This window comes from Psychrobacter sp. UBA3068, from assembly GCF_002366815.1.
Lineage (GTDB): Bacteria > Pseudomonadota > Gammaproteobacteria > Pseudomonadales > Moraxellaceae > Psychrobacter > Psychrobacter namhaensis.
This window is the reverse complement of sequence record NZ_DFBY01000038.1, coordinates 26,210-39,262: the sequence shown is the minus strand read 5'-3', so window position 1 is coordinate 39,262 and position 13,053 is coordinate 26,210. Positions and strand designations below refer to the sequence as shown.

Here is a 13,053-nt window from a genome sequence, read left to right as displayed (position 1 = left end):
TTAGTATAGCTTATTCTAAAATAATTGTTCTATTTGATGACACGCCCTAGTTTTTCATAATGTTTTTCATAATGTTTTTCATAATGTTTTTCATAATGTTTTAAGTGATCTGCTCGTTACTGTTTTCGACTGTTTTAACACAAAGGATTGTGTGCTAGCTGCCACAAAATGGCTCTGTCATGATGACTGCTTTCAAAAGCCGGGCGTTTCCTACGATTACCAATGAAACCGCCGTTGCTTTTATCGGTCTTTATTGCATGGCAGTGGTCATGGGTTATGGGCGCTTTTTGTTTACCGCCACTTTGCCTGATATTATGGTGCAACTGTCGTTATCGACGACGATTGCAGGCTGGCTCGCTTCCATCAATTACATCGGTTACTTTATCGGCGCACTCATTGCTATGTTCGTCCCTCAGCGCTCGACATGGCAAGCAATGATGCTATGGACGGTGGTGAGTGTCGTGACGACGATGCTGCTGGTTGTGCCTGATATGTCATTAAGCCTATGGTATATGATTCGGCTGTTGGCAGGTGTTGCAAGCGGGATAGCGATGATTTTAAGCTCATCCTTTGTCATTCAAAGCTTAACCCTTGCACGTCGATCGGTACTCTCAGCAGTACATTATGCCGGTATCGGTGTTGGGATCAGTGCCTCTGCTATATTGACTTGGTGGTTATTGGTATTAGGCTATCATTTTGATGTCATTTGGCTAGTGGCGGGGTTGAGTAGCCTGCCGCTTTTATGGTTACTCTATGCCATAAGGCCCAAGAACTCTGACCCTATTGATTTAAGTCATGCCAGTCCGCGCCTCTCACTATATCAAACGTATTTAAGCTTTAAACACGCCTTGTACGAAGCTATTGCAGGACATCATAAAGCCATTGCTTTATTGTCAGCAAGCTACGTGCTGGCAGGGTTTGGCTATATTACGTCTGCGACTTTTTTACCTGTTATGGCCGCCCAGCGCCTCACAACGCAGACGTATGCAGGGCTACTCATTTGGTTGGTTGTGGGTATTTTTGCGATGCTCTCTAACCCCTTATGGGGGGCCCTAGCCAAACGAGTCGGGGAAATAAAAACCTTAATAGGCTTAACCATATTACAAGCGTTTGGCATGTGTTTGCCGCTCTGGTTTGACGGGGCTGTGGGTCTGTATGGTAATGCCGCCATTCTAGGACTGACTTTCGTTGGTATGGTATCAATGACCCTGACGTTGATTAAAAACATCAATCCCGCTTACTCAAATTTGCTCATAGGGCTGGCCACACTGGCCTATGCGTTAGGACAGTTTTTAGGGCCATTGGTGACAGTGGGCTTAGCAGGGCAAAACGGCAATTTCAATGCCGGGCTACTCGTTGCCGCTATAGGTCTATTTATTGGTTTGATACTACTTTTATTGTTCCGTCGGCAAACCAACCGCGAAAGCTGATGAGCATGACCTAAACTACACTACGGCTAAATACTTCTCGCAACTCAAAACTGGTGTGTACTTGTGCGACGCCTTCGATACGATTTAGTCTGTGTAAGAGAAACTCTTCATAATGCGCCATATCACGCACCCGAACTTTAATCAGATAATCTTCTGTGCGACCAGTGACAATACTACAGCTGACGACTTCATCAAAGCTTTGGATCTTCGTTTCAAATTGCTCAAAGCGCTCGGCAGTATGACGGTCCATACTAATCGCAATAAAGACCGCTAGTGGGTAGCCCAGTTGTTGTGCATCCGTTTTGGTATGATAGCCGGTAATAATCCCTGCCTCCTCTAAACGTTTAATACGGCGCGCGCAAGGAGTGGCTGATAAGTTGACGCGTTCGGCAAGCTCAGTAATACTCATGCGTGCCTGCGTTTGTAATAAGCGTAATAACTGTCTATCAGTCTCATCTATATCGGCTAAAACCTCGTTATCAGAATGGCTGTTTGGCATAATATGCTACTTTATTAGTGGATTTGCCTAATTATAGGCAGTTATCAGATGTTTTTCACTAAAAAGGTGGGATTTTTAATGACAGAAAGCTGATTTCTGTGCTAAAAATTTTGATATTATAATGGTATAAGTATGGGTTATCTCGTATGATAAACAGATGGTCTCATCGCAGCCCTCAGCCAAAAATATAAACGCCCACCTCATCTAAGGATTGATTATGTCTGACCAAGCCACACGTCATGTAGCCTCAAAAACTGCAAAGATGACACCAAAAAGCGCCGCTTTTGACTTCCGTAAGTATCGTCCTTTTGCGTTTGCGCCTTCACTGCCAGATCGCACTTGGCCGAGCAAGACGATTGAGAAGTCACCAATATGGGCAAGTGTGGACCTGCGCGATGGCAATCAGGCGCTGATTGATCCGATGACCATCGAACAAAAAATGCGCTTTTTTAAAACGTTAGTAGACGTTGGTTTTAAAGAAATTGAGATCGGGTTTCCGTCAGCTGCACAGGTTGAATTTGACTTTGCTCGTAAACTCATCGAAGAAAATCATGTGCCTGACGATGTGACGTTGCAAGTTTTAGTACAGGCTCGTGAGCATTTGATTGCTCGTACCTTTGAATCATTAAAGGGCGCAAAGCGTGCGGTGGTTCATGTTTACAATTCAACCAGCCGTGTACAACGTGAAAAAGTGTACGGTAAAGATAAAGCTGAGATTAAAGAGATTGCTATTGCGGGCGCCAATTTGTTGGTGGAGTACGCGGCTAAATATCCTGAGACTGAATGGGTTTTCCAGTACTCGCCTGAAAGCTTTAGCCAAACAGAAACGGATTATGCCGTAGAAGTCTGTGATGCGGTTTGTGAAGTATGGCAGCCACAGCAAGGGCAGGAAGTGATTCTTAACTTACCAGCGACCGTTGAGGCCTCTATGCCTAATGTGTTTGCCGATCAGGTTGAATACTTTTGCCGAAACCTTGCCCAGCGTGAGCATGTGATTATCAGTTTGCACACGCATAATGACCGTGGCTGTGCGGTGGCCGCTGCTGAACTTGGCGTCCTTGCTGGTGCTGATCGCATCGAGGGTACGCTATTAGGTAACGGTGAGCGTACGGGTAACATGGACATTATGGTCATGGCCATGAACCTATTTAGCCAAGGCATCGACCCTGAGCTGGACTTTAGTAACATGAGCGAAATCGTACAGGTCGTGAGTGAGTGCAATAATTTACCTTTGCACCCCCGTCATCCTTATGTGGGCGAGTTGGTCTTTACAGCCTTTAGCGGTTCGCATCAAGACGCCATCAAGAAGTCTCTCGATTATAATGAGAAGCATCAAGATGAGACCGACAATGTTTGGGATGTGGCTTATCTGCCAATTGATCCGGCGCATATTGGTCGCAGCTATCAAGATGTGGTGCGTATTAATAGCCAGTCTGGTAAAGGCGGCGTCGCCTACATTTTACAACGTAACTATGGCTTTAACTTACCACGCTGGATGCAAATTGACTTCAGCGGTGTGGTACAAAAGCAAGCTGAAATGGCGGCGCGAGAGCTACAGAACGATGAAATCTTACAGACTTTTGAAGATACGTATCTACAGCAAGGCAAGTTTGAACTATTAGATTATAGTGTTAACAATAAAGGCGGTGACGTTTATTTTAACGGTCAAGTGCAAATGAACGGTGAAATCATCAATATTGATGGCACCGGTAATGGCCCATTATCATCATTTATTGATGGTCTTGCACAGCACACGGGTAAATCACTCCACATTATTAACTATGCTGAGCATGCGATTAATCCGCATCACAACAGCGGTAACGGTATCGATGATGATACCAATAGTGATAACAAGACCAATGCGAATGCCGCAGCTTACATTCAGCTCAATGTAGATGGTGAGGTTTACTCAGGCATTGGTACTTGCAGCAGTACGGTATCGGCCATGCTAAAAGGCGCTTTATCTGCCTTTGCTCAAGCAGTAAGTACTACAGCCGCTTAACGTCACAGGGCGGTTTAACAGCTAACACTAGCTCTTTTTTAAACGTCATTGCTTCTTGTGTCTTGCAAGTAAAGCGATGACGTTATTTTTTTGAGCAAGTAAGAGTGCTAGTATGATACGCAGTTCGATATAGACCGATACGTCAATTGTATTGTTTTTAAGGTAAGTCAACACAAAGCACACTAAGTTGTTATCATGATCTATCGTGTCTTTTTTGCAGACATCGCGACGAATAGCATAATGTTACTTGTGTTTTTGGTGTCTAAGACTTACGCTAATGTACATAGCGCACATTATTATAATCAAAAGGTTAATTATGGAACCTCTATCATTTGCTTCATTTTCATTGGCATCTATTCTGGCGTCATTGCCAGCAAATGGTGAAGTGATCACCAAACCGACCATTACCACTCACATTAGCCCGGCTATTGCTGGACAATGGGAGATAGATTTAGATAGTGGCGTCACGATGACAAAAGAAGCGGAAGCTAAATTAAGAGGCGGCCAAAAGGCAGAAAGTAACGAACCTAAAATGCTTGCTGGTATAGAGGGTGGGGTTCTGACTCAAGAAGAAAAACGTGTTCTTAGTACACAGCCCAATACCAATAAAAAATTAATCGCATCTGCTAAAAAATCTAACCAATGCCGTGAGCTATATAACTTTGGCGCTGACAATGAGATGTGGTCAGTTAGTGGCAAAGAATGGACGTACGGCCGCTACTTAATCACACACCGTGAAGAAGGGCTGCCTATTATTGCGCTTAAAACAGTGTATGACAACAACGAAGTAGACTGTTCTGGTAATCAGATTGATCAGACCGATGAAGCGTTGATTGCCTTTTTAAATCATGATGACAATCACATGCAGTGGTGTGCTGACCCTGATGGTAAAGAATGCTTTATGAGGTTCAATAGAATTTTACCCTAAGCAGTGACGTGAACAAAACGTATCGATTATGAAAAGATCCATTCGATTACACTAAAAAACCGCTACTCAATAGCGGTTTTTTAATGTGTATAAGTTATGGCAGAGTGCTTATGGCCAAAGTTATGCTGGTTTTTTGGCTTGGTTTGCGGTTAAAAGCTCTCTTTCAAGATAGTGAATGTTTTGCGCTTCATGAACAAAGTTTTTATCGGCCAAAATGACATCACGATGCAGGGGTATGTTGGTCTTGATACCTTCAATCACTAGCTCATCAAGGGCATGGAGCGTTTTAGAGACCGCTTGTTGGCGGGTTTGACCATGACAGATGAGTTTGCCTATCAATGAATCATAATACGAGGGTATCTCGTACCCAGGATACAAGTGTGAGTCAAAGCGCACGCCCGCGCCACTGGGGGCAAACAACTGGTTGACCGTACCAGGGCACGGCATAAAGGTCGCTGGATCTTCAGCATTGATACGACATTCAATCGCATGGCCTTGAATCTCAATCTCACTTTGACGATAAGACAAGCCGTAGCCCGCAGCAATTTTAAGTTGTTCAACGACCACATCAATACCAGTAATCATTTCAGTGACTGGATGCTCAACCTGTACCCGAGTATTCATTTCAATAAAGAAAAATTCATTATTTTCAAATAAAAACTCAAACGTACCGGCGCCGCGATACTTCACCAGCTCACAAGCTTTTACGCAAGCTTTTAGGATGGGTTCACGTACGTCATCAGGGATGTCAGGAGCAGGGGCTTCTTCTAGTACTTTTTGGTGACGACGCTGCAGTGAGCAGTCCCGATCGTATAGATGGATAGCATTACCGTTACCATCACCAAGTACCTGTACTTCTACGTGACGTGGGTTTTGTAGATAGCGTTCCATATAGACGGTGTCATCGCCAAACCACAGTTCAGCTTCTTGTTTTGCGGCTTGTACTTGTCCGACGAGCTCATCAAAGCGCTCAACGACTCGCATGCCGCGACCACCGCCACCAGAAGCCGCTTTAATCAGTAGCGGAAAGCCAATGTTGCGCGCTTGTTCTTCGGCATTATGTAGTGTGACAGCACCCACAGAGCCTGGCACTGTCGGCACGCCGGCTTTTTTCATGGCATTAATCGCTGAGACTTTATTACCCATTAGGCGGATGTGGTCAGCGTTAGGACCAACGAAGGTTAAGCCTGCTTCTTCAACTTGTTCAGCAAACTCAGCATTCTCTGATAAAAAACCATAACCAGGATGAATGGCGTCAGCACCGGTGATTTCAGCGGCGGTCAAAATGGTATTGATATCAAGATAGCTTTGATTGGCATTAGGTTTGCCAATACAGATTGCCTCATCAACAAAGCGCAAATGCATCAAGTTTGCATCAGCTGTGGAATAGACGCCAACGGTTTCTATTCCAAGTGCTTTACAAGCTCGAACAATACGTAGGGCAATCTCACCTCTATTGGCGATGAGCAGTTTTTTTATCATGGGGTCATCCTTGTCGAAGCGGCAGTCATCGACTGAGTCTCGATATATGGCATCGTACTATAAAGATAATGTGACACACATATCAAAAGACATCAGTCATAATGAAGTAAAGGGTGGCAAATAGCGTTACGCTTTATAGCGTATGACAGGTTGGCCAAACTGTACCACTTCAGAATTATCTACCAAGATTTCATCAACAATGCCACTTTGAGTCGCTTCAAGAGGGTTCATGATTTTCATGGCTTCAATGATGCCTAAGGTATCACCGGCTTGAACTTTTTGCCCAACCTTTACGAATGGGGGATCGTTCGGACTTGGTGCTGAATAGAAAACACCAACCATGGGAGACGTCTCAACGCTGCCCGCTTTTTCTGCTGGTTTTGGTGCAGCAGCAATAGGCGCAGCACCTGCAGTAGGAGCGGCCATCATTGTAGGGGCAGGCGTATCATAGTGACGAGTCAAGCTGATATGTTCGTCGTCTGAGCTGATTTCTAAATTAACCAGTTCGCTTTCTTCCATGAGTGCAATTAGGGTGCGTATTTTTTCAATATCCATAGTTTTAATCTTGCCTTGTACTAAATTCGAGAAATAGTGTAACTAAATATTGTGTAGATAACTGCTAATGATACCTATATTCATGGCAATGAGCAATCGATGTACAGTTGTTAACTGAGTTTTTTTACATATTATGACGTAAGCGGGCATGCGAGTAAGAAATATTCAATGATTTATCATAGTCTATGTGCCCATGGAGTGCTAGTCATTATCACTAATGACGATATCTGAATGGGCACATAGTTAGCACTCAATAAAATAGTTACGCTGATACTCATGTGATGGGTATAAATTTTAGCTCGCTATTTGTAAGCGTAACAGAGACAGCAAAAAAGCTAGGCCCGTAGCACTGTATCACTTTAAAGCCTTATAACTATACTCTAAATCAACATACCCAAAATCAACGCCAGATAGCGGTTAAGCGTTTTTGTTGATAGCGCAGTCGTAGGGTCAGTAGGATAGAGGATAAAAATAGACCTGTGATTAATGCCATCCAAAACCCTTGAGCACCGACGTCAGTAAAGCGCACTAAGTAAATACCGAGTGGTAAAGCAACCAGCCAATAACAAAACAGCGTGACCCACATTGGGACGGTGGTGTCCTGCATACCGCGTAATATACCCGCTACGTTCACTTGCCATCCATCAAACAGCTGATAAGCAAGCGCAAATATAAGTAGGTGCATAGATTGCGCGATCACCAATGGATTGTCAGTGAAGGCGGCTGCCAGCTGTGGTCTAAATAGCCATATTCCCAGCATACAAGTGAGCGCGATCAATACGGTCCATATCAGACCAGTGGCTTGCACTTGACGTAGCGCCATCAGGTTTTTTTCACCAAAGCGATTGGAGATCATGATGGTCAGAGCCATGGCGACCGATATGGGTATCATAAACAGCTGTGACGTTACGGCCAGTGCCACTTGGTGTGAGGCGGTTGCCAACTCACCCAAAGGACTAATGACCAGCGCTCCTAAGCTAAACAGACTGGCCTCAAAGAAAATGGATATGCCAATAGGTATACCAAGCTTAAGCAGCTTTTTGATCTGTGTGCGATTCGGACTGGCAAAGGCATAAAAAAAACGTGTGCTGGCAAATTGCTGGCGCTTAGTGAAGCTGGTGTAAGCGGCAAGTAATAGCACGTTTATCCATAACACTAAGGCCGTCGCGACCCCGCAGCCAGCCCCGCCCATCTCAGGCATCCCAAACAGACCATGAATAAAAATATAGTTCAGAGGAATATCGGCCAGCAGGCCAATGATACTAATAACGGTCACCGGCTCAGGTCGTCCAAGCGCCTCGCAATAACTGCGTAGCACGGCATAGACTGCCAGCGCTGGGAAGCCAAATGACACGCCATGCAAATACTGCGTAGCAATCGGCTGGATGTTCTCAGGTACACCCATGATTCCAAGTACACTTGGGGCTAAATTGACCACAATAAAGCCAATAATACCAATGACGCCAGCCGTCCATAAAGATTGTTGCGTGATATGGGGTACTTGACTGTGCTGATCTTGCCCTATCGCCTCACCAATCAGAGGCGTGGTTGCGATTAAAACACCCGTGGCTAATAAAAACAGCGGTAGCCAAATCCCAGAGCCAACAGCCACAGCCGCCAAGTCCAGCGCAGAAACTTGACCTGCCATAATGGCATCGACTACACCAAGGGCTGCTTGGCAAAACTGAGTGATTAAAATAGGCAGTGCAAGCACGCCTAAACGTAAACTGTAACTTTTGAAATCTCTAAAAGATAATGGGAAAACCATAGTGAGCAACTTTTTATTCTTTGCAGTCATTATTATTGATGAGCAAACACTGCCATCAACAAGTTAATAGCGAGACAGTAAAATAGGAATAGTGCCGATAATACTCCGATAAATAATATGAGCAAGCCCATATGAACAGAGTACGAAAATAAAAGTGAAGGCACAAAAATAAAAATAACCCGTCAATCCAAGCAGTAGATTGACAGGTCATAAATAAATAAGATGGTAAAGAAGCTGGGGTATGATGTCAACGGCTTCTTCACCGGTGGTTTTAATTGACCAACGGTATTAAGGTTTATGGATACCATCAAAGTTTTGCGTCACCTGATAGAAGATCTAGGGTTTCTGCCATGGCCATAATGGCATGCCAATGTTTGGGCTCTAGTGGCATAATGGTCAACTGCTCACAGCCTTTTTTAAGCAACAGCGAGTCTTCAAGCGCGGGCAAAAACTTCAGTTCTGACAAAGGTAGAACGTCTACAAAGGCCTGCTCAAAAGTCACATCGACCATATACCAGCGCGGTGCGTCTTCGGTTGCGAGCGGGTCGTAGTGACGGTGCTCAGGGTGAAACTGTGTGGGATCAGGATAGCCTGCTTTACTGACAGTCATGATGCCAGCCACCCCCGAGGGTTTGGCGCTAGAATGATAAAAGAAAACCTTGTCACCAACACGCATATCATCGCGCATAAAATTGCGGGCGCGGTAGTTGCGGACACCATCCCAACTGTCTGTTTCTAACCGTCGCAAATCCTCAATCCCAAAAAACTTAGGGTTAGATTTCATCAACCAGTAAGCCATCTATTTCCTCCTTCCATTATTGGCTATTGATTAGCCGTTTTATATCAAAGCGCTGTGGATAGCGTTAATCCACCATAAACATCATATACAGCTACTGGAATAAAGATTACTTGTATGCTGTGTCTACGCTGACAGAGGCGGCGCAGCATTTATCCCAGCCGCACATCAACATTAACGTAAAACTATGTCTTGTATCGACTATATCTTGCCGATAAGTTACCAGCGTTCACACCCATTTTTGTAAGTGGCTTTATGGATACTTTTGTTATCATCGTGCTTTTCTTTATGCGGTCTAGCCGTTATCCTAGCGCTACTTTTGCTAATCACAGCAGCTAACCATTTATTGAGACATTCAATTATGTCAAATACCAAACCTGTTCACGTATCAGACAATATCAGCCCGCCTAATAACGCCACTGTGGGCACGATAGACGTAAAGGATATCCCACTAGCGCTCTATATCCATATCCCGTGGTGTGTCAAAAAGTGTCCTTATTGCGATTTTAACTCGCACGAGCTGCCGATAGATACCCAGCTCTCCATGTATGACGAGTACGTAGATGCGCTACTGCTAGACGCAAGTATGCAACAGTCATTGTCTCAAGGGCGCAAGATTGGTTCAATATTTATTGGAGGGGGGACCCCGTCCTTGCTGCCCATTGCCCAGTATCAACGACTATTTTCTGGCCTACGCCATGTCTTTACATTTGCTGATGACATCGAAGTGACGATGGAAGCCAATCCAGGCACGCTAGAGCACGCACCTTTTGCCCAGTATTTGAGTGTGGGTATCAATCGCTTATCGATTGGTGTGCAAAGCTTTGCTGCTGATAAATTACAAACGCTTGGGCGTATACATGATCCTGTTCAGGCATTATCAGCCATTCAGGCCGCGCGTGCGGCTGGCTTTGAGCGGGTCAATGTGGATTTGATGCATGGGTTGCCGCAGCAGAGCATGGATGAAGCGCTGGCTGACATACAAATGGCGCACGATGCAGGTGCCACGCATATCTCTTGGTATCAGTTGACGATTGAGCCCAACACCGTGTTTTATCGTAGCCAGCCTATACTGCCAGATGAAGACAATCTGGCGGATATTGAGCAAGCAGGTCAAACCTTACTACAGCAATTGGGCTACAACAATTATGAGGTCTCCGCTTGGGCGGGCGCATCAGATAAACCATGTCGGCACAATGTTAATTATTGGCAATTTGGTGATTATCTCGCAATTGGCGCAGGCGCGCATGGCAAAGTGTCAATAGGCAACAACGCCTCAGCACTAGATAGTAATGAGTCGAGACCGTCCGACAAAGATAAAGTGCTAGGGAGTGACTGGTTGGCAGAGGCAGGTATTTATCGCTTTAGCAAATCACGTTTGCCTAAAGATTATATGCTTCAAGACGGTACGCGCTATCAACCAGCTGCGCACTCTGATACTCACCAAAATGCACCAAAAATGGTGGGCTGGCAAAAAATTGCTAGTGATGAGCTGGTTAGTGAGTTTATGCTAAATGCGCTACGGTTACACGGCGGGGTAGATTGGGCATTGTTTACCGCAAGAACGGGGCGGGTTTATAGTGACATTGCAGGACAAGTGAGCAAACTCGTGGAGCAGGGATTATTGATAGACAGCGCTGAGCAGCTACAGCCGACAGCATTAGGACAGCGTTACCTCAATCAGATATTACGAGCATTTTTATAGCACGGTGTTTTACCCGTACTCTTGGGTCAAAAGATAAGAGGACACTTAAGAAGACACTAAAAAAAGAGCTTATCAAATAAATGATAAGCCCTTTTAAAAGTCTAAGAGGTTAAAACTTAGATTTTTTGTTTGACGTCTGTCGCTGTGTTACTTACGGCATCACCAGCGCTTGAGACATCTTGCCCCAAACCTTTAAAAGTGTTGCAACCAGTTAGAACAAACATAGCAGTTAAAGATGCGATGATTACTTTTTTCATAATAGTATCCTCAAAAATAAATGGGTTGTTAAAAATAATAACAGTGATGCTAAGCGCTGGGCGCAAGCTTCACTGAGGGGGTATTAGACACACTGATAATGTATAACTATTATCTCGCTATCCGTTACAGACATCATAGAGAAAGTTAAAAACGCTGCCCAGTATCAAAATGTAATTATTGCCCGTAAACTGTAACTTTTATTTACACGCAGCTCATCAATTTCATCATAGTTCGGCTTTACCACTTAAGGAGTTAGTATGACCATTCACATTGTGCTGGTAGCCCCCAAAATGCCTAGTAACACTGGCAATATTATTCGTTTATGTGCTAATACGGGCGCCCAGCTGCATTTGGTTAGGCCTTTAGGGTTTGAGCTTGATGATAAAAAGCTACGCCGTGCAGGCTTGGACTATCATGAGTATGCCCATCTACAAGTACATGATGATTGGACGGCAGCCAGACAGGCACTACAAGCTGCTGACTGCCAAACCGTTACCGCCCTGACCACCAAACTGAGTCAACCTTTTTATGACTATGACTTTAGTGGTCAGCAAGAGGCTGGGGCCACAGGTGAAGCTTTAATGCCTAATATTGCGCTGGTTTTTGGCTCTGAAACCGCCGGATTGGCAGATAAGATTCGTGAAGATATTGGTGCGAGCAATTGGTTGCGATTGCCGATGCTGGCTGATTCGCGCAGTTTAAATTTGTCCAATAGCGTGGCAATCTGCCTGTATGAGATATGGCGTCAGCAAGGCTTTCGTGGTGATGAAGGCCGTAGCGTCGGTTATGAGACATTAACCGTCTATGACCCAAAATAAACACTCAGGTGCTAACTGGTGTGCTCAAAATGCTAAAGGACTAATGCGGAGCACTCCCCATTAGTCTTTATAAACAATAGTCTTTATAAACAATAGTCTTTATAAACAATTAGGCGGCTTAGGCAGACCAGCGAGGCGATTGACATGGCGGGCGACCAAGCCAGTATTGAATAATTGCTGCAATTTTTGATTGCTGATGTCTTGCTCCGGCAAGGTTTTTTGTAGCCACTTAATGAGCGGCCTTGTCGCTGGCGCGTGATTAAATTTAGCAAAAAACGCCCGTACTTGTTGCAAAATCTGTACATGCTCAGTGCCTAAATCCACCTCTAACGTGTTTGCCAGTTGCTGGGCGATATCAGGTGTCCAAAGAGTATGGTCACACAAATGGCCATCTTGATCTAGCTCAATGTTCATAGCGGTCATAGTAGGGGTGGTCATCTTATTGTTGCTCATAAGGCTATGGTCACGACTTTATCAAACTGATTGTCTTGAGTCAGATTGACCCACTCTGTGTCTGTCAACACACCACTTAATTTCGCGGATAGATTTAACTTGGCGCTGGTATTAGTCGTGAGCTGAGCCACATCATCGGCTAGCGCATAAATGCCCGCGATACCTTGTATCTCGCTATCAGCGACGTAGGCATCGAACCAATCGATAAAAGCGACCGTGGTGCCAAGCAAGACAATACTGTCACCAGTACGCCACGTGCGCGACATCTCTTCGGTACTGCGCCTAAGCGTGTCCATGGTACTGTGTAATTGATATAACGTTGTCATAATGATGTCCAATTGCGGTAGTTATCCTAGTAT

The 13,053-nt window shown here is 44.8% G+C and carries 13 protein-coding genes; 5 read left to right on the top strand and 8 right to left on the bottom strand.

The annotated features are described in order from the left end of the window. Positions 1-179: 179 nt before the first annotated feature. Positions 180-1,430 carry a YbfB/YjiJ family MFS transporter gene (locus B2P60_RS09080; protein ID WP_286740880.1) on the top strand — a complete coding sequence of 417 codons (1,251 nt, stop codon included), beginning with the start codon at positions 180-182 and terminating at the stop codon, positions 1,428-1,430. 10 nt (positions 1,431-1,440) lie between these two features. On the opposite strand, the gene B2P60_RS09075 is transcribed toward B2P60_RS09080, so the two are convergent. Further along, the gene (locus tag B2P60_RS09075) at positions 1,441-1,929 is read right to left on the bottom strand and encodes an Lrp/AsnC family transcriptional regulator (RefSeq protein ID WP_193006767.1); all 489 of its coding nucleotides are present in this window, start codon (positions 1,927-1,929) and stop codon (positions 1,441-1,443) included. Positions 1,930-2,146: 217 nt separating this feature from the next. Between B2P60_RS09075 and leuA the strand changes: the two genes are divergently transcribed. Together leuA and B2P60_RS09065 are read left to right on the top strand one after the other, a co-directional pair. Next, positions 2,147-3,931 (top strand): 2-isopropylmalate synthase, encoded by a 1,785-nt coding sequence (gene leuA, locus B2P60_RS09070; RefSeq protein WP_198334745.1) that lies wholly within the window; start codon positions 2,147-2,149, stop codon positions 3,929-3,931. 316 nt (positions 3,932-4,247) lie between these two features. Beyond that, positions 4,248-4,859, top strand: coding sequence for a hypothetical protein (locus tag B2P60_RS09065; RefSeq protein WP_286740874.1), 612 nt, complete (start codon positions 4,248-4,250; stop codon positions 4,857-4,859). Positions 4,860-4,979: 120 nt separating this feature from the next. On the opposite strand, the gene accC is transcribed toward B2P60_RS09065, so the two are convergent. From accC to B2P60_RS09045, 4 genes are all read right to left on the bottom strand, one after another. Continuing rightward, positions 4,980-6,341 (bottom strand): acetyl-CoA carboxylase biotin carboxylase subunit, encoded by a 1,362-nt coding sequence (gene accC / locus B2P60_RS09060; RefSeq protein ID WP_193006764.1) that lies wholly within the window; start codon positions 6,339-6,341, stop codon positions 4,980-4,982. Between the two features lie 126 nt (positions 6,342-6,467). Further along, positions 6,468-6,896: an acetyl-CoA carboxylase biotin carboxyl carrier protein gene (gene accB, locus B2P60_RS09055; protein WP_286740870.1), complete on the bottom strand. Its 429-nt coding sequence runs from the start codon at positions 6,894-6,896 to the stop codon at positions 6,468-6,470. Between the two features lie 400 nt (positions 6,897-7,296). Next, positions 7,297-8,664: an MATE family efflux transporter gene (locus tag B2P60_RS09050; RefSeq protein WP_286740867.1), complete on the bottom strand. Its 1,368-nt coding sequence runs from the start codon at positions 8,662-8,664 to the stop codon at positions 7,297-7,299. Positions 8,665-8,971: 307 nt separating this feature from the next. After that, on the bottom strand, positions 8,972-9,463 hold the full coding sequence (locus B2P60_RS09045) for an EVE domain-containing protein (RefSeq protein WP_198334747.1): 492 nt from the start codon (positions 9,461-9,463) through the stop codon (positions 8,972-8,974). A 418-nt stretch (positions 9,464-9,881) separates the two neighbouring features. Here B2P60_RS09045 and hemW point away from each other — a divergent pair, with 418 nt between their 5' ends. Beyond that, entirely contained in the window at positions 9,882-11,165 is a 1,284-nt protein-coding gene (gene hemW, locus B2P60_RS09040) for a radical SAM family heme chaperone HemW (protein WP_286740891.1), read from the top strand. A 116-nt stretch (positions 11,166-11,281) separates the two neighbouring features. Here the strand turns inward: hemW and B2P60_RS09035 are convergent, their stop codons facing one another. Continuing rightward, a complete protein-coding gene (locus tag B2P60_RS09035; protein WP_286740864.1) occupies positions 11,282-11,422 on the bottom strand; it encodes an entericidin A/B family lipoprotein in 141 nt (46 codons plus the stop codon). 258 nt (positions 11,423-11,680) lie between these two features. Between B2P60_RS09035 and B2P60_RS09030 the strand changes: the two genes are divergently transcribed. Next, positions 11,681-12,241: a tRNA (cytidine(34)-2'-O)-methyltransferase gene (locus tag B2P60_RS09030; protein WP_286740862.1), complete on the top strand. Its 561-nt coding sequence runs from the start codon at positions 11,681-11,683 to the stop codon at positions 12,239-12,241. Positions 12,242-12,340: 99 nt separating this feature from the next. On the opposite strand, the gene B2P60_RS09025 is transcribed toward B2P60_RS09030, so the two are convergent. Both B2P60_RS09025 and B2P60_RS09020 read right to left on the bottom strand, forming a co-directional pair. Further along, entirely contained in the window at positions 12,341-12,655 is a 315-nt protein-coding gene (locus B2P60_RS09025) for a TusE/DsrC/DsvC family sulfur relay protein (RefSeq protein ID WP_286740889.1), read from the bottom strand. Positions 12,656-12,690: 35 nt separating this feature from the next. Then, the gene (locus B2P60_RS09020; RefSeq protein WP_198334750.1) at positions 12,691-13,020 is read right to left on the bottom strand and encodes a hypothetical protein; all 330 of its coding nucleotides are present in this window, start codon (positions 13,018-13,020) and stop codon (positions 12,691-12,693) included. Between the last annotated feature and the right edge of the window lie 33 nt (positions 13,021-13,053).